Below are 24,658 nucleotides of genomic sequence, written 5' to 3' on the forward strand. Positions count from 1 at the left end.
TCTGACTACCGCCCACGATCCCTAGCGTGGACCCAGTGCCTTCGACACCACTTCTTTCGGCCGAGACAAACGGTCCCCCAACCAGCCCGGCGATCACGCCGCGTCAGGTAATCACACGCGCGATCGCTTCCGAAGGTCGCGGAGCCAAGCTGGCGGCCGCGTCCGTCGGCTTCACCGGCCACCAGGTCGCGGAAGCGTTGGTGCCGGTGGTGATCGGTGCAGTGATCGACCGTGCTGTGGCGACCAGCGATGCCGCAGCGCTCGGAAAGTGGATCCTCGTTCTCGGAATTCTCTTCACCGGCTTGTTGCTCAGTTGGCGCTTCGCGGCGCGCATCTCCGATTCCGTCACCGAGCACGGAGCACATCGCTTGCGGATGGACATCGCGCGCCGAGGCCTCGATCCGCACGGGATGTCGCCGCGGCGTATGCCGGGCGAGGTCTACTCGATTGCAACATCCGACGCGGGTTCGGTGGCCGGATTCACGCACACGCTGAGCACCAAACTTGCGGCCGCCTGCGGAGTGCTGACCGCCGCGATTTCGCTACTGGTGATCTCGGTGCCACTCGGCCTGCTCGTCATCCTCGGCACTCCCCCGGTGCTGGCTCTCATGCAGGTGGTCAGTCGGCCGCTCGAACGCCGAGCCGAAACCGATCAATGGCAGGGCGCCAAGGCCGGCGCGCTAGCCGCAGATCTACTCTCCGGACTCCGAATCCTTTCCGGAATCGGCGCCGGAGATGCTGCAGCGCAGCGGTATCGGGGAGCCAGCCGGACTTCGTTGGAAGCAACCCTTCGCGCACAGAGATACCAAGCGATGTACTCCGCCGCCAATGTTGCGATCGCCGGCGCTTTCCTCGCCGTCATCGCGTACGTGGGCGGACGGATGGCAGCGTCCGGGAGCATCTCAGTCGGTGAATTCGTTGCCGTGGTTGGTCTGGCACAGTTCCTTCGGGGTCCGTTGATCGACATCATCTACTTCGGCGCCGGTCTGGCACGGGCGCGTGCTTCCGCCAACCGCGTCGCAGCACTTCTCGGGACCACCGAGGCTGTCACTCCCGCGGGTGAACCTGTGTCCCTGAATCACTCCGAGTTCCTGACGCTGCGCGACGTCGTGTTGGCCGGAGCGTCACCAGTCGATCTCGACGTCAAACGCGGCGAGATCATCGGCATCGTCACCGAGAATGCCGTCTGGGCGGATGCGTTGGTCGACGCACTGGCGCGTCGAATCGAGCCTTCGAGCGGAACAATTCATCTCGGCGACAACGCCATTCACGAGCTGCACATCGACGAACTTCGCACTCACGTTCTGGCAGCACCGCACGACGCGGCACTGTTCATCGGCACAGTCGGCGACAACATCGACGCCCTCGCACCGATCGGCAGCCGCAACGACGAGGCCATCGCCGCTGCTGCGGCAGATCAAGTGATCTCGGCACTGCCGCTCGGCCTCGCAACCCGAGTCACCGAGCAAGGGAATTCTTTGTCCGGCGGTCAGCGTCAGCGCATCGCGCTGGCGAGGGCACTGGCGAGCGAAGCTCCCGTCCTGGTCCTGCACGATCCCACCACTGCCGTCGACTCCGTCACCGAAGCGCGCATTGCTCGCGGGATCGCCGAGGTACGCGGGGCGCACGCCACAATACTTCTGACCAGCAGCCCAGTGCTGCTCGATATCTGCGATCGGGTGATCGAGCTGTGAACGAACTACTCCCCACCGCAACACCGAAACAAGCGCGCCGCGCGGCACTTCGGTTGATGGGACCCCACCGAATTTCCGCGATCGCAGCAGTCGTCACCCTGACCGCCGCGACCGCGATCGGTCTGCTCACACCGCTGGTCCTCGGCGCCATGGTCGACGCCGTGACCGACGCAGACGGCGACGCCGTCTCTCGCATCGGCACACTGACTCTCGCGTTGGTCGGTATCGCGGTTGCCTCATCCTTTCTCGTCGGAGTGAGCAACTACCTGCTCGCCGGCGTCGGCGAGCGCGTTGTCGCCGACCTTCGCGAAGAAGTTGTCGTCCGGGTTCTCGACCTTCCGCAGAGCGACGTCGAACGGGCCGGGCGCGGAGATCTCGTCTCCCGCATCACCGGCGACGTGCGGTTGGTGACCCGGGCCGTATCCGAAGCACTTCCGGTTTTTGCCACCGCGGCACTGACCATCGTGTTGACCCTGATCGGATTGGGTAGCCTCGATTGGAGATTCGCCGTCGCCGCGGTGATCGCGGCACCCATCCAGATCCAGGCGCTGCGCTGGTACCTCTCGAGGTCGGCACCGGTCTACCGCGAGGAGCGGGAGGCAGAAGGTGCACGTGCGCAACAGCTCCTGGACTCGCTGAGCAACTCCGACACCGTCGGATCGCTTCGCCTGGCCCAGCCGCATCTCGAACAGATCGAATCTCGATCGATGACGGCCGTCCGGCTGAGCTTGTTGACCACGCGTCTACGCACCAGGTTCTTCGGCCGGCTCAACATCGCGGAGTTCATCGGCCTGTCCGCTGTGCTGATCACCGGCTTCTGGCTGGTGAAAGACGGTCAGATCAGCATCGGTGCCGCCACCGCCGCAGCCCTGTTCTTCCACCGCCTCTTCGATCCGGTGGGCGCGGTTCTCAGCGTGTTCGACGAATTGCAGGAAGGCACAATCGCGATGGCTCGCCTGGTCGGAGTCACGCTTGCGCCCGTGCCATCTGCACCGACCGATCCGCAGGAACCTGTCGACAGCTCAGCTTCTTTGGAACGCGTCACATTCTCGTACCGAAGCGGCGACGCTCCTGTTCTGCGAGACATCGACATCACCATTCCGGCAGGAACCGTCACCGCACTGGTGGGCGCTACCGGAGCCGGAAAATCTACAGTCGCAAAGCTGATCGCGGGAACCTACGAACCGACCGAAGGCGTCGTGAAGATCGGGACGGTGCCCCGGAACGAACTGCCACCGTCGACATCTCGGAGCGCGGTGGCCCTCGTGACTCAGGAGGTCCACGTCTTCGCCGGCACGTTGGCCGAGGATCTGCGGCTGGCCGACCCGTCGGCAACCGACAACGACATCACCGCGGCGCTCGATACCGTCGGCGCGTCGGATTGGCTGCGGGCTCTCCCGGACGGACTCGAAACCGTGGTCGGAGACGGTGGACACCGGCTGACCGCAACACAGGCACAACAACTCGCGTTGGCAAGAATCGAATTACTGGATCCGCCGCTGCTGATTCTCGACGAGGCGACCGCCGAAGCGGGCAGCGCCGGAGCCAGGGTCCTCGACGATGCCGCTCTCGCTCTGACCCGAGGTCGCACTGCTGTCACAGTGGCACACCGACTCTCACAGGCCGTCGACGCCGATCAGATCCTGGTGATGGACGACGGCCGCGTCGTCGAGCACGGCTCTCACGACGAGTTGGTCAACCTCGGGGGTCGGTACGCGGAGCTGTGGGAAGCGTGGTCCGCGCCGCGGAGTTGACCGCGACGGTTGCACCGAGCACTTCCGCCCGGTGCAACCCAACTCAAGCGTGCAGAAGGTACGGCACCGATTCGGGCGCCACACTCCCCTTGTTCATCATGCTGCCGGGTGTGCGGCCGGTGACCCGGCGGAACACTGCGACAAAGGCACTCGGAGTTTCGTATCCGACCCGCCTACTGACAACCGAAACCGGCACTCCAGCAGCTAAATACGTCAATGCTGCGCGGACACGTACCTGAATTCGCCACTGCGCAAAAGTCATTCCCGTGCCCTGCGCGAACACACGCGTCAGCGTACGGACGCTACCGCCAGCCGTCAGCGCCCATTCGGACAGCGACCGCTGGTCTGCCGGATTGGCGACCAATGCTTCGGCGACGAACAACGCTCGCGGATCGGTCGGCATCGGAACCTCCACCGCAGCAACTTCGAGCGGCTGCAACATGTCGAAGGCCACCCGCTCGGCGCGACTGCGCGCCTCGTCGGGCATGTTCCGCCGATGCATGTGCAGGAGTACCTCACGCAGGAGAGCGCTGACACCGAACAAGCCCGGAACACCCGACGGCGCGGCGTGAGCCTCGGGCCGGAAGTAGGTGCAGAAGAACTCCGTACCCGGACCTGCCTTCACGGCATGCAACGCCCCGGCAGGCAGCCACAGTCCGGCCGAAGGCGGCACCTCCCAGGTGATGCCGTCAGCGACAACCGTGAGCATTCCACCGGAGTTTCCCCAGATCAGCTCATGTTCAGGATGACGATGCGGGGCCCACTGCCGCTGATGAGAGAGCTTCAGAGTCACCGTTGTCATCGAGTAGGGGTGATCGATGGAACGCGGCCCCACGGGCACCGAAATTCTCTCTGCCACAGCTGTCATGAAGACGAGTATAGGACTTTCGTTAGGCATACCTAAATAGGAACCCGAAAATTGTTGACTGTGACCCCAGAGTTACACATACCAGGGTCCCCGATATCGTGACTGCAACTCCCGGCTACGGGTCGGCAACGAGAGGTACATGATGGTTGACGCATCACGAATCCCGGTCATCGTCGGCGTCGGCGATCTGCGCTGGAATCCTGCCGACGGGCACCGCGAACCCCTCGATCTGATTCACGACGCCACCGTCGGCGCGTTGAACGACAGTGGACACGCTGAACTGGGAACACAGATCGATTCCGTGTTCGCGATCAAGACAGTCAGCTGGTCGTACGACGATCTCCCCGGGCTGCTTGCCTCACGATTAGGCGCGACCCCCACGGTCACCTCTACCTCGCCGATCGGTGGCCACTGGCCCGCGGCGCTCCTCGATCGGATCGGCGCGGCCATCGCTCGCGGTGAATCCTCGGCTGCTCTGCTCGTGGGCGGCGAATCGCACGCCAGCAGCACCGCGCTGCGAAAGTCCGGAGTCGCCCCCGACTCGATCGGGTGGACAGCCGCGCCCGGTGGGCCTCCCGGATTCGATCCGACCGACCTGGGAAGCCCCGAAATGCAGCGCGCCGGTTTCATCGTGCCGACTCGTGTCTACCCGCTCTTCGAGAACTGTTTCAGTGCTGCCGAGGGCCACGACGCCCGTGAATCGCTCGACTGGTCCGCGCGGATGTACGCCGCGTTCTCGGAACTGGCTTCGAAGAATCCCGCCTCCTGGACGTCGGAGATCCGATCGGCAGACGAGATCGGCACCGTCGGCCCCGGCAATCGGATGGTCTCCGAGCCGTACCCGCTGATGCTCAACGCCATGCCTTTCGTCAATCAGGCTGCGGCCGTTGTCGTCTGCTCGTTGTCGACGGCCCGCGAGTTCGGGATCGATGAAAACAAGCTGGTGTACCTCTGGGGCGGCGCTGGTGCGAGTGATCCGTTGGACATCCTCAGCCGCAACAGCTTCGACAGCTCGGCCGCGATGCATGACGCCGTACATCGCACACTCGACGGTGCCGGAGTCGACGCCGACGCACTCGACATCGTCGATGCCTACAGCTGCTTCCCGATCGTGCCCAAGCTGTTGATCCGCGAACTCGGACTTCCCGATACCGCGATCCCAAGCGTCACCGGAGGACACTCGTTCTTCGGCGGACCGCTCAACAGCTACACCCTGCATTCCGTCGCTGAAGTCACCAGGCGAATTCGCGACGGCGCGAACCTTGCCCTCGTCCACGGCAACGGTGGATTCCTCACCTACCAGCACTGCGTACTGCTGTCGTCCGCCGCTCACGCTGGCGGGTACGTCGGTGATCCCGACGCACGCGCGCTAACTGCGGAGGTTCCGGAACTGATCACTGATTACACGGGCACCGCGGAAATAGTTACGGCCTCTGTCGAATACGGCCGCACCGGGGAGCCTGAGATCGGGTTCGTGATCGCGGCAACGCCGGACGGCGGCCGCGTCGCCGGTCACACCGGTCCCGAGAATGCCGCCGAACTGACCCAGCTTCGCGGTGACAACCCTCCGTCGATCGGGCGAACTGTTCACATCAGCGACGAGAACGGGCGACTCACGCTCACGTTCTGACAGTAGCGTTCTGACAGTAGACAGCCGTCAGCACCGGGGCATGGTTGTGCCCCGGTGCTCACGTCTTCAGTTGTCGCGATTCACGCCGCGGTGGGTGGGCTGTTCCCGCCGATCGGCTGTTGATACGGATCGATCGACATCGGTGGATAGAACACCGATTTGCGATCCGGCCCGATCTCCACCCGCCATTCGGTGTGGTGCATCGTCCGGTGGTGATGACCGCACAACAAGATCAGGTTGTCGAGATCTGTTGGGCCGCCATCGTTCCAGTGAACAATATGGTGGGCATCGCACCACCCCGATGGTGTCCCGCATCCCGGAAACGCGCACCCACCATCACGAACCGCCAACGCCCGCCGCTGGGGTACCGTCGCGGTCCTTGCTTCTTTGCCGCAGTCGAGCGGAACACCGTTCTCGTCCAGGAGGATCCGGGTGACGGTGCAGTCGCACGCCAGCATCCGGGCAGTATCGATACTGATCGGGCCCACCCAATCCGCCCACGCGAAACCCAGTTCCTCGGTGGACGGCAAGAGGTCTTTCAACGCCTTGAGGTCTGTCATGTCTTTTGCGCTGGCGGTAACGGTGATGTGCGGTTTCACTCCGCCTTCGATCGGACCCAACCCCGCCCGCTCGTACCGCCGCAACAATTCGCAGAACCCGTCCGCGCGCCGTAGCGCCGGCGTGCGGGCGTCCTTGACGCCGTCCTTCTCCGGCGTCGGCGCAGACAGGCTCGACAGCAACGTGATCAGACGCGCCCCGTTCACAGCATCCAGGTCACCCTTCACCGACACGCGCCCGTACAAGCCTTTCGACGCGTAGAACTCGTTACGCTCCGAATCCTCACCAACCGGAACGCCGTCTTCGCGTTTGCCGTACTGCTTCTCGATCCGCCGGATCGCTGCCCGCACCGCATCACAATCGGCGATGTTCTTCGACGCCAACCCCAACAGAATCCCGCGGGCCTTGTCCACATCCGCCAGGGTCATGTTCTTCGGCGGATGCTGACAAAACGACGCCACCTGCCGCGCCTTCAACGCATCCACGTCACCGCGATGGAATGCATCCGCGACAACAGGTTCGAGCATCAACAACCGCGCCAACCCGACCAGCAGGCTGCACTCACCGATCTCCAGATTCGTCGAACCATGCAACCACTGCGCGATCGCCCGAAAACCCTTCCCGCCGAGAACCTCACGGGAAAACATCTCCACGATCAGCAACACCATCCGCGACTGCAATTCGTGTCGGGCGCGCACCAGATCCAGAACCTCACTCTTGAGGTCCTCGCCATCCAGCTGCCACGCTTCCCGACTGTCCATGCTCAAAGTTTAATCGAACATACTTTCGATAACCAGAGACAAACCGGACAACTTCGGGAACATGAAGACTTGAGACCTGTTGAAGTACATAAACATTCGCCTAGTCGTCCAATATCACGCGATAGAAGACATACCCCACAAAACACGCAATCGCAACAACGCACAGCACGAGCAGGATGTCGAAAAAGACGGGCCGGGTTGGGTTTCGAGCCTGGTCGATGAGAGGCGTCGAAGACGAGGCGGGCGTGCCACACGGCAGCGCACGGCACTACTTCGCAAACCAGCGTGGACTGATAGTCGAGGTGGTGCGACACCTTCTGGACGGTGATCTTCCTCGCCCGGGCGAGACGCCGAAGCAACAGGTGGCCCGGTGGCTGGGGCCTGAATCCGGCCGCACTCGGGCGCGTTACGAACTGATCATCGCGTCATTCCACGATCCCGACCTCGCAGTGGAACTGGTGCGTGGTCGGGATCGGTTTGTCGACATCCTGGTCGAACGCGGCATGACCTCGTCCGATGCAACGGAGTTGGTCGCAGCACTGGACGGGCTCGTTCTGGACGCACTGCTGCGCAGGCATGCTCCGGAAACCCTGGATCCCGAGCGAATCTTCAAGAGGTTCGCAGCGAAGTTCCCCTAGCCGTCCAGCTCGGCGAAGAGCTCCATCCACTGCTCTTCGGCGGCTTCCTTGTCGGCGATGACCTGCTTGAGTTCTGCGCCGAGTTTCTGCAGCTTGTCCGGGTCGGTGGCCGCGTCGGCGAGGGAAGCGTGCAGCTTCTTCTCTCGGTCGTCGAACTTCGCAATGGACCGCTCGAGCTTCGAAAGTTCCTTGCGTGCAGCGCGATCCGCGGCACCGTCGCGGACCTGCTTGCTCTTCGACGCACCACTCGCCGTCGAAGCCACCGACGGGTTGTCGCCATCCCCCATTGCTGCGCGCCGACGCAGGTAGTCCTCGATACCGCCGGGCAGGTTGGTGAGCTTGCGGTCACCGAAGAGCGCCCAAGTGGTGTCACAGATGCGCTCGATCAGGTACCGGTCGTGCGAGATGACCACCATGGTGCCCGCCCAGCCGTCGAGCAGATCTTCGAGTTGCTGAAGCGTGTCGATGTCGAGATCGTTGGTCGGCTCGTCGAGAAGCAGGACGTTGGGCTCGGCCATGAGGACACGCGTCAACTGCAGACGTCGGCGCTCACCACCGGACAAATCGCCGACGGGGGTGCGCTGACGCGCCGGCGTGAAGCCCAACCGCTCAGCCAGCTGACCCGCCGATACTTCCTTGTCTCCCAGCGTGATTCGCTCGGCTACATCCTTGACCGCGTCGAGTACGCGCATGTCGGTCGGTAGATCGTCGAGTTCCTGCTTGAGCCAACCGATGTGGACGGTCTGCCCCTGAATGCGCTTTCCGGCGGCAGGCTCGAGTTCGCCGGCCAGAGTCCGCAGCAGAGTCGTCTTGCCCGAGCCGTTGACACCGACCAGGCCGACACGCTCACCTGGAGCGAGACGCCAGGTCAGATCCTCGACGAGTACACGGCCGTCCGGAGTCTCCAGACGCGCGTCTTCGAGTTCGATGACAACCTTGCCGAGTCGACGCTGGGCGAAGGACGCAAGTGCCACCGCGTCACGAGGTGCCGGAACGTCGGCGATCAAGGCCTCCGCGGCCTCGATGCGGTACTTCGGCTTCGATGTACGGGCCGGCGCACCGCGGCGCAGCCATGCGAGTTCCTTGCGCGCAAGGTTGCGTCGACGCTCTTCGGAAGCGTCAGCCTGACGCGAGCGCTCGGCGCGAGCGAACACCCAGTCGTTGTAGCCACCCTCGTAGCTTTCGACGCCGCCGCCGACAACCTCCCAGGTGCGGGTGGCGACGGTGTCGAGGAACCAGCGATCGTGGGTCACGACGACAAGCGCACTGCGACGCGAGACGAGGTGCTCGGCCAACCACTGAACACCTTCGACGTCGAGGTGGTTGGTGGGCTCGTCGAGCACCAGCAGGTCGAGGTCCTGAACCAGAGCCGCAGCGAGAGCCACGCGGCGACGCTCACCGCCGGACAGGCCGTCGACCTTGGCGTCCAATGCGGACCGCTCGCCACCGGCGCCCAAGTTGTCGATGCCGATACCCGAGAGCACCGAACGGATGCGCGCGTCGCCGGCCCATTCGTGTTGCGCCACTCCGAGCGGCCCCAGGACCACTTCACCGACAGTGGAGCCGGGAGGCAGCACACCGCGCTGCGTCACGACGGCCATACGCAATCCGCCGACGCGGCTGACGCGTCCCGAATCCGGCTGCTCCACACCCGCGAGGACTTCGAGCATGGTCGTCTTACCGCCACCGTTGAGGCCGACGACGCCGATGCGCTCGCCTTCCTCCACGCCCAGGGAGACCCCGTCGAGCAACGGCTTGACGCCGAAAGACTTCGACACGTTTTCCAGATTGATCAGATTCGCCATCAGTGCTGTCCCTTTGCCGCATTGTCGAGTATTCGTGCTCCGGGAACGGGTCCGCTCGCCACGCGAACGGTGCGGCACACCCCCGCTCCCGCAAGTTCTGCGCTCACTTCCACCGCGGACTGTGCGTCGGCGCAGAGAAAGGCGCATGTCGGTCCGGAGCCGGAGACGATGCCGGCCAAAGCTCCGGCTTCGACGCCCGCTCGAAGCGTCCGTCGTAGATCCGGGTTGAGTGAGAGTGCCGCAGCCTGCAGATCGTTGCCGAGCAGCGACGCAAGCAGATGAGCGTCACCCGTGGTCAGTGCCTGGATCAACGCATCGGCGCTCCCCACCCGTTTCGGGGAGCCTTCTGCCCGCAGCTTGTCCAGCTCGCGGAACACGACTGGTGTGCTCAAGCCGCCCTTGGCCAGCGCCAACACCCAGTGAAAAGTGTGGCGGGTCAAGACGGGGACAAGTTGTTCGCCGCGGCCGGTTCCGAGGGCAGTGCCACCGTGCAGCGAGAACGGAACGTCACTCCCGAGGCGTGCCGCAAAAGCGTCGAGATCAGGCCGCGAGAAGTCGAGCTTCCACAAAGCGTTGAGCGCAACCAAAGCGGCGGCTGCGTCGGCACTCCCGCCGGCCATTCCGCCTGCGACGGGGATGCCTTTCTCGATGACTATCTCGACGTTCGGGGCCACGCCACCCTCGACGGCGAGCATCTCGGCGGCACGCCACACGAGGTTGGTGCGATCGGTCGGCACGGCCGCGGCGTCGTCGCCGATCACCCGCACGGTCAAGGTGTCCGCAGGCGCCACCGTGAGGGTGTCTGCCAGCGACAATGCCTGAAAAACCGTCGTCAGCTCGTGATAGCCGTCGTCTCGCAGGTCCCCGACGGCAAGGTGGAGATTCACCTTGGACGGGGCCCGGACGACTACGGGGCGTGGAACGACGGAGAGCACAAGGAACAACAATAGGCGCTGCGAACACCTGGGCGAAAACCTGCGACCGCAGCAGCCCGTCCGACAGCCAGCACACCCACGCTATTTCACCGCGCGCACACCTACGCCCAGACCGACCACCGCCACGCCCAAGGCGGCGACGATTCCTGCCAGAACGCTGCTCGACGCGAAGTCTCCGGCAAAGAGTGCCCGCTCGGCGTCTACGACGTAGCCGAGCGGATTGATGTTCACGAGGACCTTCATCCAACCTGGTGCGTCCTCGAGTGGAAGCATGGTTCCCGACAGGATCAGGAGCGGGAACATCAGCGTCTGCTGAACGACCCAGAACATCCAATCCTGCTCCCGCACAGCCAGAGCGAGAGCGTACGAGAGCGCACCGAGTCCGACGCCGAACACTCCCAGCAGGACTATCCCGAGCGCGGCTCCCGCTGCATTGACGTCCAATCCGAGCGGAAGTGCGACCAGAATGATCAGAATCGCCTGCGCGGCAAGCGGAACCATCTCCTTGCACGCTCGCCCGATCAACAAGGACGAGCGTCGGAGCGGAGTCACCAACATTCGCTCGTGCGATCCCTGCTGCATCTCCATCAGGAGGTTGGACCCGGTCATCGTCGTTCCGAAGATCGCGATCATCACCAACACACCGGGAATGAACCAATTCCATACGCCGTCACCGGTACCCGGAACCCCTTTGAGCAGAGGCCCGAACAACGCCAACAGGATCAGCGGCTGGATGAGGCTGAAGATGACGCTGACCGGGTCGCGCAACATCGGTCGTAGCTCACGGCCCATCACGATTACGCTGTCTCGAACGATGTTGCCGTGCACGGTACGTGGGATATCGAGTGTGATTGTCATGGCGGATTCCTGTTCGTCGAAGTTCTTTGTCGTGTTTCAGGAAGCGACCGCTGCGGCGCTCTCGCGCAGGCTGCGGCCGGTGAGAGTGAGGAAGACGTCGTCGAGAGTCGGCCTGGTGATGTCGGCAGTGAGTGCGCGGGCACCACGGGCATCGGCTTCACGCAGCAACACCGGTAGCGTCGAATCACCCTCGCCGGCACGGATACTCACCGAACTCGCCTGGACGGTGACGTCACGCACAGTGACAAGTCGCTCGGCCACCGACGCTGCGACGGCGGCCGCCTCGACGCTGTCGAAGGTGAGCAACAAATGATCTCCGGCAAGATCAGCCTTGAGTGCGGCAGCGGTGTTGTCCGCGATGACAGTGCCTTCGTCGATGACGATGACCCGCTCTGCCATCGAATCCGCTTCTTCGAGGTAGTGCGTGGTCAGCACGATCGTGGTGCCCATCTCGCGCCGCAGCCGGAGGATGTGGTCCCAGAGGTTGGCCCGACTCTGCGGGTCCATGCCCGTGGTCGGCTCGTCGAGGAACAGGAGCGGTGGGCGATGGACCAGGCCCAGAGCGATATCGAGCCGCCGTCGCTGCCCGCCGGACAACGTACTGACCTTTCGAGTGCCCAACTCGGTGAGTTCGAGATCACGCAGCAGCTCGTCGGCCCGGACCTGCGAGTCACCCTTGGGCATTCCGTAGCACAACCCCTGCGTCACCAACTCGTCGCGAACTCGCTGGTTGTGGCCGGCGCCGTTCCCCTGCCCGACGTATCCGAGGCTCGATCGCACCTCGTTTCGTGCCGCAGCGATGTCAAATCCTGCGATTCGCGCGCTGCCGGACGTGGGCTCGAGCAAGGTGGTCAGCATGCGCAACGTCGTCGATTTCCCGGCGCCGTTCGGCCCCAGCAAGGCAACCAACTCACCCTCCGCTACGTCGAGCGTGACTCCCTTGACTGCTTCCACGAGTTTCTTGCCCTGAGCGAAGTGCTTGGTGAGCGCCTTCGTCTCGATCATCGGTCTGCCGTCGTTGATGCGCCTCATGGCGTGGCCCCAATTTCTTCTCGATTGGTCGGATGCGGACCAACCTAAATTCAATTGAGGACTCATACGGTCCTAAATATTTGGCAGACTTCTGGCCATGAAGGAGACATCGGCTCGCCTACTGCGGTTGCTGTCACTGCTCCAGACGCGTCGAGACTGGTCCGGTGCCGAACTCGCAGATAAACTCGCGATCACCCCGCGCACGGTTCGACGTGACGTGGACCGCCTCCGCGATCTCGGCTACCCGGTCGACGCGACGGTCGGCGTCGGCGGTGGATATCGCCTGGGAGCGGGCGCGGAGATGCCCCCGCTACAGCTCGATGACGAAGAAGTGCTCGCGGTGGCACTTTCACTGCAGTCCGGAGCGACCGGCTCGGTGGTCGGCATCGGCGAGGCCTCGATGCGCGCGCTGGCGAAGCTGCGGCAGATCATGCCGTCGAGGCTGCGACACCGTCTGGAGTCGCTGTCGATCGACGTCGTGCCACGCGAGCCCGCCGCGAGCGCAGTCGATGCGTCGGTCTTGTCCGCCATCGCGTCGGTGTGCCACAACCACGAACGCCTGCGATTCGACTACAGCACTCACGACGGCACCCAGAGCCGGCGCGAGGTGGAACCGTACCGGCTCGTACGGTCGGGTGTCCGGTGGTATCTGGTGGCATGGGATCTCGCTCGCGAAGACTGGCGATCATTTCGCGTAGACAGAATGGAACCCAAGATCCCCACCGGCCCACGATTCGTGCCGCGGGAACTACCCGCCGGTGGTGCAGCAGACTTCGTTTCCCGCGGTGTCGCTCGGGCCTATTCCTCCACGCGCGCAACAGTTCTACTGCATGCACCCATCGAGCAGATAGCACCCATGGTCAGCGAACAGTGGGGATCGGTGGAGTCCACCGACGAAGGGCGTTGCGTCATAGTGCTTTCGGGCACTTCTCTGCGATCGATCGCACACTGGCTCAGAGCTTTCGACGTCGATTTCACCGTTGTGAATCCACCTGAACTCCGCGAGGAATGCCGCACGATCGCGGCGGAGACGGCAGTCGCCACTCAGCGGTATCTCGATGCATGACAGCGTTTTTCACCCAAATACAACAAGACCCCAACTCCGAAGAGTTGGGGTCTTGTCAGTACGTCATGCGTCGGTTGCCCGACTCACATGGACGTCTTAGACGATGGTAACGCCGGTGGCCTGCGGGCCCTTGTTGCCCTGACCGATCTCGAACGCCACGCGCTGGTTCTCCTCGAGAGTGCGGAAGCCGCCACTCTGGATCTCGGAGTAGTGAACGAAGACGTCAGCACTGCCGTCTTCGGGAGCGATGAAGCCGAACCCCTTCTCGGAGTTGAACCACTTCACGATGCCCTCTGCCATGTAAATCTCCTCTAACACAGTGTCAACAGGCAGTCGCTTCGACCGCCCGGGTCACTTACTACGACCGTTCTGAGACAAATCCGTGGAGGATGTCCAAACGCTCGCAACCTAACCATTTGCGAGCGTGGAAACACAAACACAAACACTTACGACCACCACAAGTAGACCACACATCCGCCGTGTTGTCTTCCCTGAGGCCTTCATCACTGCCCAGCCCGTTGACAGGCATACCCCCTGGGGGTACCTTCGATTGCAGAGCGATACCTACACCGGGTATCCGTAAAATAAGCTTTCCACAACCGAAGGGACCTGCGATGACCACCGCCGAATACACCGTTTCCGGAATGACCTGCGGACACTGCGTCGGATCCGTCAAGGAAGAGATCGGCAACATCGCGGGAGTAACCGCGGTGGATGTCGAACTGGCGAGCGGACGCGTCGTTGTCACCAGCGATGCTCCCGTCTCCGCAGCCGACGTCGTCGCAGCAGTCGACGAAGCCGGCTACGCAGTCGTACCAAGCTGAGTCAGCCGTGCGCACCTCGACAACACTTGCCGCCTACGCCGTAGGGCTGGTCGCCGTCTTCGGCGCCGCCCTCGGCGTGGGGGCCGCAATCGGAAGCCCGATAGACATGTCCACCGCCCAGCACAGCACCCACGAATCAACCACAGAATCGATGCCAGGCATGGATTCGGCAACACCTGCAGGACTCGAAGTCTCCTCCGGCGGATACACACTCACCGATGTGACCGCACCCGGTCGAGCTGGGGAGCCGGGAACCTTGACCTTCCGGATTCTCGACGACACCAACACGCCCGTCGTCGATTTCGACCTCCTGCACGAGAAGAAACTCCACCTCATTGTCGTCCGAAACGACACCAGCGAATTCCGCCACGTACATCCGTCCCTCGCTGCAGACGGCACCTGGTCGATCGACTGGGCCTGGCCCGCCGCCGGCACCTACCGAGTCTTCGCGGACTTCGATCCCACCGACGGCACCCAACTGACACTCGGCCGAAACTTCGACGTGGCAGGCGAATTCACTCCTGCGCCGCTACCTGAGAAGAGCGCGACCGCAACCGTCGACGGATACACCGTGACTCTCGACGGTGATCTGACCACTGCCGGCGGCCCGATCACGCTGAGCGTTGCTCGCGACGGAGCCCCGGTCACCGATCTCGATCCGTACCTCGGTGCCTTCGGTCACCTCGTTGCCCTGCGCACCGGCGACCTCGCCTACCTGCACGTGCACCCCGAAGGCGAGCCAGGCGACGGCGTCACAGCTCCTGGTCCGGACATTTCCTTCCACGCACAGGCACCGAGCGAAGGCACATACCGACTGTTCCTCGACTTCCAGCACGAAGGCGTGGTTCGGACCGCCGAATTCACTGTTGATGCAGGCACTTCCACGGCTTCAGTTCCAGACAATCACGAGGGAGGGCACTGATGACGTCACCGACTGCGGTCGACAATGCTGCCAACTCGAGCAGCGTCGAACTCGCGATCACCGGGATGACCTGCGCCTCCTGCGCGTCACGAATCGAGAAGAAGCTCAACAAGATCGACGGCGTCACAGCCACCGTCAACTACGCGACGGAGAAGGCCAAGGTCACCTTCCCGGACGGGGTACCCGTCGAAGATCTGGTCACTGCCGTCGAGAACGCCGGTTATTCCGCCGCGCTCCCCAAGCCGCCCAGCGCACCGGACACCGTCGACCCGGATGCGGAAACCCCGCAGGATCGTGATCTGCGCGAGCTCCGTACCCGCCTGATCATCTCGACTCTTCTCTCCGTGCCGGTCATCGCTATGGCAATGATTCCTGCGCTGCAGTTCGACAACTGGCAATGGCTCTCCCTCACACTGGCCGCACCGGTCATCGTGTGGGCGGCCCTCCCCTTCCACCGGGCTGCCTGGGTGAACCTGCGTCACGGCGCGGCCACGATGGACACGCTCATCTCGCTGGGCACCATCTCGGCCTTCGTCTGGTCGCTCTACGCACTGTTCTTCGGCACTGCGGGCGAAGCCGGTATGAAGCACGCCTTCCGGCTGACGGTCGACCGGATGGACGGCAGCGCCAACATCTACCTCGAAGTTGCCGCGGGCGTCATCACGTTCGTGCTGGCCGGACGCTACTTCGAGCACAAGTCCAAGCGCACGTCCGGCGCCGCACTACGCGCACTCATGGAACTCGGTGCGAAAGACGTCGCGGTATTGCGCAACGGCGTCGAAGTACGAATCCCCGCCGAAGAACTGGCAGCGGGCGACTCCTTCATCGTCCGGCCCGGCGAGAAGATCGCCACCGACGGCATCATCACCGAGGGCCGCTCAGCCGTCGACATGAGCATGTTGACCGGCGAATCCGTGCCGGAGGAAGTCGGTGTCGGGGACACTGTCGTCGGCGCCACCGTCAATGTCGGTGGAACCTTGACCGTCGAGGCAACCCGGGTCGGGAGCGACACCCAACTCGCCCAGATGGCGGCACTGGTCGAAGACGCCCAGAACGGCAAGGCCGAAGTTCAGCGCCTCGCCGATCGGATCGCCGGTATCTTCGTGCCGGTCGTCATCGCGATTGCCGTTGCGACACTGGGCTACTGGCTCGGTACCGGTAACCCCATCGAGATGGCCTTCACCGCTGCGGTCGCCGTGCTGATCATCGCGTGCCCCTGTGCCCTCGGATTGGCAACGCCCACAGCCCTGTTGGTGGGCACGGGTCGCGGAGCTCAGATGGGAATCCTCATCAAGGGACCCGAGGTGCTCGAATCGACGCGCGCAGTCGACACCGTCGTGCTCGACAAGACGGGAACCGTCACCACCGGTCAGATGACATTGCTGGACACCGTGGTGGGCGAAGGAACAACCGTCGACGAGGTCCTTCGGCTGGCCGGCGCACTCGAACATCGCTCCGAGCACCCCATCGCCGCAGCGATCGCGAAGGGTGCGACCGAAGCTGTGGGCGAATTGCCTACGGTCGAGGATTTCGTGAACGTCGCCGGGCGCGGCGTGCAGGGAATGGTCGACGGTCACGCCGTCGTCGCGGGCCGAGACGCGCTGCTCGCCGACTGGTCGATGCCGTTGCCGGAAAATCTCCGCGAGGCGAAGGCTGCAGCAGAGAAGGCCGGGCGCACCGCAATCGCGGTGGGCTGGGACGGCAAGGCGCACGGCATCCTCGTGATCGCCGACGCGGTCAAGGACACGAGCGCCGAAGCAATCGCGCAGTTGAAAGCACTCGGCCTCGAACCGGTTCTGCTGACCGGTGACAACGCCACCGTTGCTCGCACTGTCGCGGATCAGGTCGGGATCAGCACCGTCTTCGCCGAGGTCATGCCTGCGGACAAGGTCGACGCCGTCAAGAAACTGCAAGCGGAAGGACGCGTCGTGGCCATGGTCGGCGACGGCGTGAACGACGCGGCAGCCCTGGCTCAGGCCGATCTCGGCCTGGCGATGGGCACGGGTACCGACGTTGCGATCGAGGCCAGCGACATCACTCTGGTGCGAGGTGACCTGCGGTCGGCAGCCGATGCAATTCGACTGTCCCGCAAGACGCTCAAGACCATCAAGGGCAACCTGTTCTGGGCATTCGCCTACAACACGGCTGCGATCCCGCTGGCTGCGGCCGGCCTGCTCAACCCGATGCTCGCCGGTGCCGCAATGGCATTCAGCAGTGTGTTCGTGGTGAGCAACAGCCTGAGGTTGCGCCGGTTCAAATAAGGGGGCAAGCCCCCTGTGCGCGGTTAGGGAGTCCCTGCACTCCTTAACCGCGCACGGGGCTATTCGCCTCCAGCCAGCCGAACGAAGGCTGCTGCGTCGAGCATCTCGCCACGCGTCTGAGGCTCGATACCGGCAGCGAGGAGCCGTCGTTCGGCCTCGGCAGGCGAACCTGCCCAACCGCTGAGCGCGGCACGCAAAGTCTTGCGGCGCTGCGCGAATGCGGCGTCGATCGCCGCAAAAACCTGCTTGCGGTGCTTCTCGTCCATCGGCCACGGCGGCTCCGCGTACCGATCGATACGAACCAGTCCGGATTCGACCTTCGGCACCGGCCAGAACACGTTGCGTCCGACGGCACCGGCGCGGCGAACCTCGCCAAAGAAGTTGGCCTTGACGCTGGGAACGCCGTAGATCTTACTTCCCGGATCAGCCGCCAGGCGGTCGGCAACCTCGGCTTGCACCATCACGAGTGCGGTCCGCAGACTCGGAAGCGACGCGAACAGGTGCAACAGCACCGGCACCGCGACGTTGTACGGCAGGTTCGCGACAAGCGCGGTCGGCTCGCCGGGAATCTGCGAAGGCAACACACGCATCGCGTCGGCTTCGACGACGGTCAGGCGATCGGCCAGTTCCGGCGCTCGCTCGGCCACCGTCTTCGGCAGGCGAGCCGCGAGGTTGGGATCGATCTCGACCGCGATCACACGATCGACGACGTCCATCAGCGCCATCGTCAGCGAACCGAGACCAGGCCCTACCTCGAGAACGACGTCGTCACGTGTCACGCCTGCCGTGGTGACGATGCGCCTCACGGTATTGGCGTCGTGAACGAAGTTCTGCCCCAACTGTTTCGTGGGCCGGACACCGAATTCCTCGGCAAGAGCGCGCACCTCGACCGGACCGAGCAGGGCTGCCTGCCCGCGCGGAGTAGCGATGGGTTCGTTCGATTGTTCGGCGTCTGACACCAGTAGAACTTATCCCAGTCCGAGGCGACCCGAGCACGACGGCCATGCGCCCCAGCCCTGAGTGCGCTGGGTCTGTGTCGCAATCGCGATCTGTTCTTCACGGGTGGCGAGGTCGGCGCGGGGCGCATACTTCAACCCGCCCTGTCGTTCCCAGGTGTTCTGATCGAACTGCACGCCGCCGTAGAAACCGTTGCCGGTGTTGATGGCCCAGTTACCGGTGGCCTCGCACTGTGCGAGCGCATCCCACGTCGAACCGTTCTCCACGGGCGGCACCTCGGTGCCCGGCTTCGTTCCGACACGCACGACCTTCGGCTGCGCCGGTGTGGTGATCGTCTCCGAGACCTGGGTACGTCCGGCTTCGACACCGTTGACGAGATTCACGGCGAACGTCACGTCACGCACGCCGGGCACGCCCGGGTTCTCGACGATCGTGCGACTCTGGTTCATCGTCGGATCCTCGATGCGCTGATCCGGCGGATCGAGCGGCAAGGTCTCGACCTTGTTCTCGGTGCGGTTGCGCGTCACCGTGACCTCCAGGCCCTCGGTCAGTGGAGCGTCGGCGGCGGGAACCACCGTGTCCGACTGCTCGAGCGGAGTGCCGTTGGCGGTAAGGAACTCCCCGACCGTCGGCGCCGCGATACGCACGTCTGCTGCCGCGTTTGCGCCGTCGACCAGTTTTGCGACGACCGGTGTCAGCACGTCGAGCGCGGCGCCGTCCAGCGGAAGACGCTGCGAGCGCGAAGCCGACACGTGCACATCCGCCGCGACGTCCAACTGCTTCAACGCGTCGTCGACGGTCAAGGCAGTGGTCCAGAGCTTCTGCGGCTGACCGTCGACCGTCAGCGTGATCTCACGGGCACGACGGAGCACCACGGTGTCGCCGTCGGACAGCGAAGCGTCGGCCGCGGGAGCAACTGCATCCTTGTCACCGATCGGGTAACCCGCGTCCTCGAGAGCGCCGTCGACGTTGGTCGACATGGTGCTCAGGCGAACCTGCTCACCGTCGACATCGAGAGTGATGGTCTTGTGCCGGACGACGGCCAGAACACCACCCACGAGAACCGTCAGGAGAAGAGCGGCGATCGCCGAGTACAACAACGGCGACCTGGTCGAGTTGATCTTGGCGAACGGTGACATCGGTTCCTGTGTTCTGTGAGGTGTGAGCGCGTCAGCGCAGGCCCAATTTGCTGGTGCAGGACGGCCAAGCACCCCAGCCCTGACCGGCGCGGACCTTCTCGCCGATCGCGATCTGCTGTTCACGTGATGCGAGGTCGGCGCGAGCTGCGTACTGACCGCCGCCGAATGCTTCCCAGGTGCTCTGGGTGAACTGAAGTCCTCCGTAGAAACCGTTGCCGGTGTTGATGGCCCAGTTTCCGGTCGCCTCGCACTGAGCAATGGCATCCCACGTCGACGCGTTGGACACAGCGGGAGCGGAAGCCTGCTTGGTACCGACCTTCACCACTGCTGCGACCGGTTCCTTGATCACGGTCGCGGACAGTTCCGTGCGTCCGGCCTCGACACCGTTGACGGTCTTGACCTCGACAGTGGCCGTGCGCTCACCCGGAACACCCGGGTTCTCGACGACGGTCTTGTCCTTCTCGAGCTCGGGATCTTCGACCTTGTTCTCCGGCGGCGCGATCGGCTGCGTCTCGACGCGAGTGTCCGTGCGGTCGCGCGTGACCTGGATGGTCAGGCCGTTGGTAACGGGTGTCTCGGCGGTGGGAACCACCGAGTCGGCCTGCTCGAGCGGCGCATTCTTGGCCGCGAGAAGATCGCCGACGGTCACGGCGGCGAGCTTGACCTCCGCCGCGGGAGCGCCACCGTCGCTGACGCTGACGGTCTTCGGGCTGACGACGTCGAGCTCGGTCCGTTCGAGCGGCAGACGATGCGAGCGCGAAGCCGAGACTGCGAAGTCGTCGGAAACATCTACCTGCTTCAATGCCTCGTCGACCGTCAATGCGGTGGTCCAGATGGTGGTCGGCTGACCGTCGACGGTCAGAGCCAACTCACGGGCACGGCGCAGTACGACGGTATCGCCATCGGACAGGGAGGAATCGGCACTGGGTGCGAGCGCGTCCTTGGGATCGACCGGGTATCCGGCGTCCTCGAGAGCGGTACCGACGCTGCTCGACATCGTGGACAGCGAAATCATGTCACCGTCGACATCGAGGGTGATCGTCTTGTGCCGAACCACGGCGAGCGCACCCCCGACGATGAGCGTCAGAAGCAACGCACCCACCACTGAATAGAGAAGTGGTGACTTCGTGGAGTTGATCTTGGCAAAAGGCGACACAGGAAATCCCAAGGCAGACGACGTTCGATCACAATACGGTAACGACCGAGCGTTGTATCGGCAACCAAATCACAACGAAATGCGACTTTTGTCACGGAACGGCAACGGCGTGTCGTGTGTTCTGCACTTTCCGGCTCCGATACCCGTGTATCGATTCAGCTCTGGGCGCAGTATGTTCTCGTCTGGTTCAAAGCAGTCCGGCGATCCCGGGCGCGACAGAAGAAAGCTGGGCGATAGTGCGAAGAAGATTCGACAGACCACGTAATGCCAGGTGGCCGATCCTGGCCATCCTGCTGGCGCTGATCGCAGCGCTGTTCGCCCCCGGAATCGCGAGCGCGCAACCCGGCCGCACCTACACGATCGCCACCGATCTGACATTCGCCCCGTTCGAATTCGAGAACGAAGACGGCAAACTCGTCGGCATCGACATCGACCTGCTCAATGCGATCGCCGAGGACCAAGGCTTCAAGGTCGACATCAAGCAGCTCGGCTTCGACGCGGCCCTTCAGGCCGTGCAGGCCGGGCAGGCGGACGGCGTCATCGCGGGTATGTCCATCACCGACGCCCGCAAGCAGGTGTTCGACTTCTCCGACCCGTACTTCGAGTCGGGCGTGCAGATGGCGGTCCTCGAGACCGACAACGACGTGAAGTCGTACGAGGATCTGAGGGGCAAGCGCGTCGCCGTCAAGAACGGCACCGAGGGCGCCAGCTTCGCCGAGTCCATCAAGGACCAATACGGCTTCACCACAGTCTATTTCGCCGACTCCGCCAGCATGTACGACGAGGTCCGCACCGGGAACTCCGTCGCAGTCTTCGACGACTACCCCGTCCTCGCCTACGGCATCACACAGGGCAACGGCCTCAAGACGGTCACCGAAAAAGAGGTGGGCGCGAGCTACGGCTTCGCAGTCAACAAGGGCCAGAACGCCGAACTGCTCCAGATGTTCAACGCCGGACTGCAGAACCTGCGCGACGACGGCCAGTACGACGAAATCGTCTCGACCTACCTCGGTCAGGGCGCGTCGACGTCGGACAACTCCATCATCGGCTTGATCAAGAGCACCTACCCGCAGCTTCTCAAGGGCCTGTGGTTGACGATCGTTCTCTCCGTCGTCTCGATCGCGATCGCTCTGGTCCTAGGCGCGATCTTCGGTCTCTGCCGCGTGTCCACCAACATGTTCGTCCGAGGTATAGGCACAACCTACGTCGACATCTTCCGCGGCACACCGCTGTTGGTGCAGGCATTCTTCATCTACTTCGGCATCCCGGCAGCCCTGCATTTCCAGATGTCCGCCTTCACCGCAGGCATCATCACGCTCTCGCTCAACGCCGGCGCGTACATGGCTGAAATCGTCCGCGGCGGCATCCTGTCCGTCGACAAGGGACAGATGGAGGCGTCACGAAGCCTGGGCATCAGCTACATGAAGTCGATGCGAAAAGTCATCATGCCGCAGGCAATTCGCACGATGATCCCGTCGTACATCAACCAGTTCGTGATCACCCTCAAGGACACGTCGATCCTGTCGGTCATCGGACTCGCCGAGCTCACTCAGACAGGGCGCATCATCATCGCGCGCAACTTCCAGTCGTTCAACATGTGGCTGATCATCGGCGTCATGTACTTCATCATCATCATGGCGCTCACCAAGCTGTCGAACCGCCTCGAGAAGAGGATCAACAAGTGACCGAAACAGCCGTCAACATGGGCAAGTCCGCCACCGAGGTCAAGATTTCGGTCAAGGGACTGAAGAAGTCGTTCGGCGACAACGAGGTCCTCAAGGGCCTGGACGTCGACATCAAGAGCGGTGAAGTGGTCTGCGTCATCGGGCCTTCAGGTTCCGGCAAGTCGACCTTCCTGCGTTGCCTCAACCGCCTCGAAGACATCACCGCCGGATCCGTGCGCGTCGACCAGTTCGACCTCACGAACAAGGATGTCGACATCGACAAGGTGCGCCAGCACATCGGGATGGTGTTCCAGCACTTCAACCTGTTCCCCCACATGAGCGTCGTCGAAAACGTGATGCTCGCTCCGGTGCAGACCGGGCGATCGACCAAGGAGCAGGCTCGCGAGATCGCCGTCAAACTGCTCGGCCAGGTCGGTCTCGCGGAGAAGGCAGATGCCAAGCCCGCCAGCCTGTCCGGTGGGCAGAAGCAGCGCGTTGCCATCGCCCGCGCACTCGCGATGAGTCCGGACATCATGCTCTTCGACGAGGCCACCAGCGCCCTCGACCCCGAAATGGTGGGTGAGGTTCTGCAGGTGCTGCGCGACCTCGCCAAGCAGGGCATGACCATGGTCGTCGTGACCCACGAGATGGGCTTCGCCCGTGAGGTTTCCGACCGAGTCATCTTCATGGCCGACGGATACATCGTCGAAGAAGGTAAGCCGGAGAGTCTGTTCGGCAACCCCCAGCAGCAGCGCACCCAGGACTTCCTGGCGAAGGTTCTCTAGGGGCAAGCCCCCTGTGCGCCTTTTTGGTAGTGGGGACTACCGGAAAGGCGCACGGGTGGTGGCCAATTCGACGACAACGGCCGTCTCCATCCAGCCACGACGACCGGCAACCAGCGACGACATGCCGCGAAAAGACCGTGGGACCTTCTCGACTCGAACGTGATCGGTGCTCCCAGGTACCAATACCCAGTGCCTGGGTTCTTGTTCGACAAACTCGCCGCGCTCGAGTCGGATCGAGAGAACGATCCCGGCCGTAGGTTCCACGTCGTCGGGATAGATTCCTCCATGAACCGTCCCGTCGAACCACAGCGACTCACGTATGGGGTGCAAAGCCCACGCAGATTTTTCGCCGACCACCGGCAACGGTGCACAGCACTCGAATTCCCATGTTTCGATGCGGACTGTGACCACGTTGTAGTCATTCATCTGAAATACTCCGCGCAGTAGACGTACCAGGACACGACGATCCCGGGCGCGGAGTTACCTGTCAGACCACCATAGCGTCAGAGCTTGTAGACGCGCTCCGCTGTCGCCGTGGACGCTGCTGCCAGCGCCTGCGGATCCTCACCGCGGATGTCTGCGAGCGCGCGCACTGTGTACGGCAGGCAGTACGACTCGTTGGGCGCACCGCGGAACGGGTGCGGCGTCAAGAACGGCGCATCCGTCTCGACGATCAGTTGATCCGACGGCACCAACAGCGCGGCCTCACGCAGCGCCTTCGCATTCTTGAAACTCACGGTTCCCGAGAAACTCAACACGTAGCCCGCGTCGATGCACGCACGGGCCATCTCCGAATCCGAGGAGAAGCAATGGAACACCACGGTCTCCGGCGCGCCTTCCTCGTGCAGCACCCGCAGCAGGTCCTCATCGGCTTCGCGATTGTGAATCATCAGCGTCTTGCCGAGACGCTTCGCGAGGTCGATGTGCCACCGGAAACCGTCGACCTGCTCCTCGATGGTGGCGCACCCTTCGAGCTTGCCTGGCCAGTAGAGATCCAGCCCGGTCTCCCCCACCGCGACGACCCGCGGATCGGACGCCAACCGTTCTATCTCGGCTCTGGTGTCGACATCGAGGACGTTCGCCCTGGTCGGATGGATTGCGACGGCTGCGTAAACCCTCGAATCCCAGTTCGCAGCGTCGACGGCAAAGCGTGCGGCATCAAGGTCGTCGGCCACCGTGACGACCCGTCCGACGCCGACGGCTTCGGCCCGATCGACAATTTCGGCCACGGTCGCAGCGTCGTGCGCACCACAGGCGTCGAGGTGCGTATGTGCGTCGATCAGAGGCGACAAGGGCTCAGGGGCATCGGGGGCGGGACGGTCTTTGCTCACGCCCGATAGAGTAAGCCCAC

The 24,658-nt window shown here is 63.5% G+C and carries 22 protein-coding genes; 10 read left to right on the forward strand and 12 right to left on the reverse strand.

Going from position 1 to position 24,658, the window contains the following annotated elements; translation table 11 throughout:
* The first annotated feature begins 35 nt into the window (after positions 1 to 35).
* On the forward strand, positions 36 to 1,694 hold the full coding sequence (locus BH682_RS21105; RefSeq protein ID WP_223304401.1) for an ABC transporter ATP-binding protein: 1,659 nt from the start codon (positions 36 to 38) through the stop codon (positions 1,692 to 1,694).
* Complete coding sequence (locus BH682_RS21110) at positions 1,691 to 3,448, forward strand: ABC transporter ATP-binding protein (protein WP_075834020.1); 1,758 nt, start codon at positions 1,691 to 1,693, stop codon at positions 3,446 to 3,448. The genes BH682_RS21105 and BH682_RS21110 overlap by 4 nt, the downstream gene beginning before the upstream one ends.
* A gap of 43 nt (positions 3,449 to 3,491) precedes the next feature.
* Here the strand turns inward: BH682_RS21110 and BH682_RS21115 are convergent, their stop codons facing one another.
* The gene (locus BH682_RS21115) at positions 3,492 to 4,316 is read right to left on the reverse strand and encodes a helix-turn-helix domain-containing protein (protein WP_003946247.1); all 825 of its coding nucleotides are present in this window, start codon (positions 4,314 to 4,316) and stop codon (positions 3,492 to 3,494) included.
* Positions 4,317 to 4,455: 139 nt separating this feature from the next.
* Between BH682_RS21115 and BH682_RS21120 the strand changes: the two genes are divergently transcribed.
* Positions 4,456 to 5,946, forward strand: a complete 1,491-nt coding sequence (locus BH682_RS21120; RefSeq protein WP_075834022.1) for an acetyl-CoA acetyltransferase — start codon at positions 4,456 to 4,458, stop codon at positions 5,944 to 5,946.
* Between the two features lie 80 nt (positions 5,947 to 6,026).
* On the opposite strand, the gene BH682_RS21125 is transcribed toward BH682_RS21120, so the two are convergent.
* Positions 6,027 to 7,265 carry an HNH endonuclease signature motif containing protein gene (locus BH682_RS21125; protein WP_075834024.1) on the reverse strand — a complete coding sequence of 413 codons (1,239 nt, stop codon included), beginning with the start codon at positions 7,263 to 7,265 and terminating at the stop codon, positions 6,027 to 6,029.
* Between the two features lie 218 nt (positions 7,266 to 7,483).
* Here BH682_RS21125 and BH682_RS21130 point away from each other — a divergent pair, with 218 nt between their 5' ends.
* A complete protein-coding gene (locus BH682_RS21130; protein ID WP_081558219.1) occupies positions 7,484 to 7,903 on the forward strand; it encodes a TetR/AcrR family transcriptional regulator in 420 nt (139 codons plus the stop codon).
* Here the strand turns inward: BH682_RS21130 and BH682_RS21135 are convergent.
* The 4 genes from BH682_RS21135 to BH682_RS21150 all read right to left on the reverse strand — a co-directional run bounded on the left by BH682_RS21135 (position 7,900) and on the right by BH682_RS21150 (position 12,533).
* Positions 7,900 to 9,708: an ABC-F family ATP-binding cassette domain-containing protein gene (locus BH682_RS21135; protein WP_003946255.1), complete on the reverse strand. Its 1,809-nt coding sequence runs from the start codon at positions 9,706 to 9,708 to the stop codon at positions 7,900 to 7,902. The two genes, BH682_RS21130 and BH682_RS21135, sit on opposite strands and share 4 nt — an antisense overlap.
* Positions 9,708 to 10,643, reverse strand: coding sequence for a 4-(cytidine 5'-diphospho)-2-C-methyl-D-erythritol kinase (locus BH682_RS21140; RefSeq protein ID WP_042921272.1), 936 nt, complete (start codon positions 10,641 to 10,643; stop codon positions 9,708 to 9,710). Before BH682_RS21140 ends, BH682_RS21135 begins: the two co-directional genes overlap by 1 nt.
* An 81-nt stretch (positions 10,644 to 10,724) precedes the next feature.
* Positions 10,725 to 11,501, reverse strand: coding sequence for an ABC transporter permease (locus BH682_RS21145; RefSeq protein WP_075834026.1), 777 nt, complete (start codon positions 11,499 to 11,501; stop codon positions 10,725 to 10,727).
* A 36-nt stretch (positions 11,502 to 11,537) separates the two neighbouring features.
* Positions 11,538 to 12,533: an ABC transporter ATP-binding protein gene (locus BH682_RS21150; RefSeq protein WP_083954705.1), complete on the reverse strand. Its 996-nt coding sequence runs from the start codon at positions 12,531 to 12,533 to the stop codon at positions 11,538 to 11,540.
* A 97-nt stretch (positions 12,534 to 12,630) separates the two neighbouring features.
* On the opposite strand from BH682_RS21150, the gene BH682_RS21155 reads away from it, so the two are divergent.
* Positions 12,631 to 13,599, forward strand: a complete 969-nt coding sequence (locus BH682_RS21155) for a helix-turn-helix transcriptional regulator (protein WP_030536310.1) — start codon at positions 12,631 to 12,633, stop codon at positions 13,597 to 13,599.
* Positions 13,600 to 13,695: 96 nt separating this feature from the next.
* On the opposite strand, the gene BH682_RS21160 is transcribed toward BH682_RS21155, so the two are convergent.
* Positions 13,696 to 13,899: a cold-shock protein gene (locus BH682_RS21160; RefSeq protein ID WP_003946232.1), complete on the reverse strand. Its 204-nt coding sequence runs from the start codon at positions 13,897 to 13,899 to the stop codon at positions 13,696 to 13,698.
* Positions 13,900 to 14,213: 314 nt separating this feature from the next.
* Here BH682_RS21160 and BH682_RS21165 point away from each other — a divergent pair, with 314 nt between their 5' ends.
* Genes BH682_RS21165 through BH682_RS21175 form a run of 3 tightly spaced genes read left to right on the forward strand, consistent with a single transcriptional unit; the run spans position 14,214 to position 17,606 of the window.
* Positions 14,214 to 14,423 carry a heavy-metal-associated domain-containing protein gene (locus BH682_RS21165; protein ID WP_003946267.1) on the forward strand — a complete coding sequence of 70 codons (210 nt, stop codon included), beginning with the start codon at positions 14,214 to 14,216 and terminating at the stop codon, positions 14,421 to 14,423.
* Between the two features lie 7 nt (positions 14,424 to 14,430).
* Positions 14,431 to 15,345 (forward strand): hypothetical protein, encoded by a 915-nt coding sequence (locus BH682_RS21170; protein ID WP_075834028.1) that lies wholly within the window; start codon positions 14,431 to 14,433, stop codon positions 15,343 to 15,345.
* Positions 15,345 to 17,606 carry a heavy metal translocating P-type ATPase gene (locus BH682_RS21175; protein ID WP_003946240.1) on the forward strand — a complete coding sequence of 754 codons (2,262 nt, stop codon included), beginning with the start codon at positions 15,345 to 15,347 and terminating at the stop codon, positions 17,604 to 17,606. The genes BH682_RS21170 and BH682_RS21175 overlap by 1 nt, the downstream gene beginning before the upstream one ends.
* Positions 17,607 to 17,665: 59 nt before the next feature.
* Here the strand turns inward: BH682_RS21175 and rsmA are convergent, their stop codons facing one another.
* From rsmA to BH682_RS21190, 3 genes are read right to left on the reverse strand one after another with little or no spacing between them, the layout of a single operon-like run.
* Positions 17,666 to 18,565, reverse strand: a complete 900-nt coding sequence (gene rsmA, locus BH682_RS21180) for a 16S rRNA (adenine(1518)-N(6)/adenine(1519)-N(6))-dimethyltransferase RsmA (RefSeq protein WP_003946263.1) — start codon at positions 18,563 to 18,565, stop codon at positions 17,666 to 17,668.
* 9 nt (positions 18,566 to 18,574) lie between these two features.
* Positions 18,575 to 19,702: a resuscitation-promoting factor gene (locus BH682_RS21185; protein WP_075834030.1), complete on the reverse strand. Its 1,128-nt coding sequence runs from the start codon at positions 19,700 to 19,702 to the stop codon at positions 18,575 to 18,577.
* A gap of 31 nt (positions 19,703 to 19,733) precedes the next feature.
* Entirely contained in the window at positions 19,734 to 20,858 is a 1,125-nt protein-coding gene (locus BH682_RS21190; RefSeq protein WP_007729018.1) for a resuscitation-promoting factor, read from the reverse strand.
* 236 nt (positions 20,859 to 21,094) lie between these two features.
* Between BH682_RS21190 and BH682_RS21195 the strand changes: the two genes are divergently transcribed.
* On the forward strand, positions 21,095 to 22,543 hold the full coding sequence (locus BH682_RS21195; protein ID WP_003946214.1) for an amino acid ABC transporter substrate-binding protein/permease: 1,449 nt from the start codon (positions 21,095 to 21,097) through the stop codon (positions 22,541 to 22,543).
* Positions 22,540 to 23,307 carry an amino acid ABC transporter ATP-binding protein gene (locus BH682_RS21200; protein WP_003946239.1) on the forward strand — a complete coding sequence of 256 codons (768 nt, stop codon included), beginning with the start codon at positions 22,540 to 22,542 and terminating at the stop codon, positions 23,305 to 23,307. The genes BH682_RS21195 and BH682_RS21200 overlap by 4 nt, the downstream gene beginning before the upstream one ends.
* A 36-nt stretch (positions 23,308 to 23,343) precedes the next feature.
* Here the strand turns inward: BH682_RS21200 and BH682_RS21205 are convergent, their stop codons facing one another.
* Both BH682_RS21205 and BH682_RS21210 read right to left on the reverse strand, forming a co-directional pair.
* Positions 23,344 to 23,733 carry a DUF6578 domain-containing protein gene (locus BH682_RS21205; protein WP_058037034.1) on the reverse strand — a complete coding sequence of 130 codons (390 nt, stop codon included), beginning with the start codon at positions 23,731 to 23,733 and terminating at the stop codon, positions 23,344 to 23,346.
* 77 nt (positions 23,734 to 23,810) lie between these two features.
* Positions 23,811 to 24,638, reverse strand: coding sequence for a TatD family hydrolase (locus tag BH682_RS21210; RefSeq protein ID WP_030536315.1), 828 nt, complete (start codon positions 24,636 to 24,638; stop codon positions 23,811 to 23,813).
* Positions 24,639 to 24,658 lie beyond the last annotated feature (20 nt).

Source organism: Rhodococcus sp. YL-1, from assembly GCF_001942025.1.
Taxonomy (GTDB): Bacteria; Actinomycetota; Actinomycetes; order Mycobacteriales; family Mycobacteriaceae; genus Rhodococcus_F; species Rhodococcus_F qingshengii.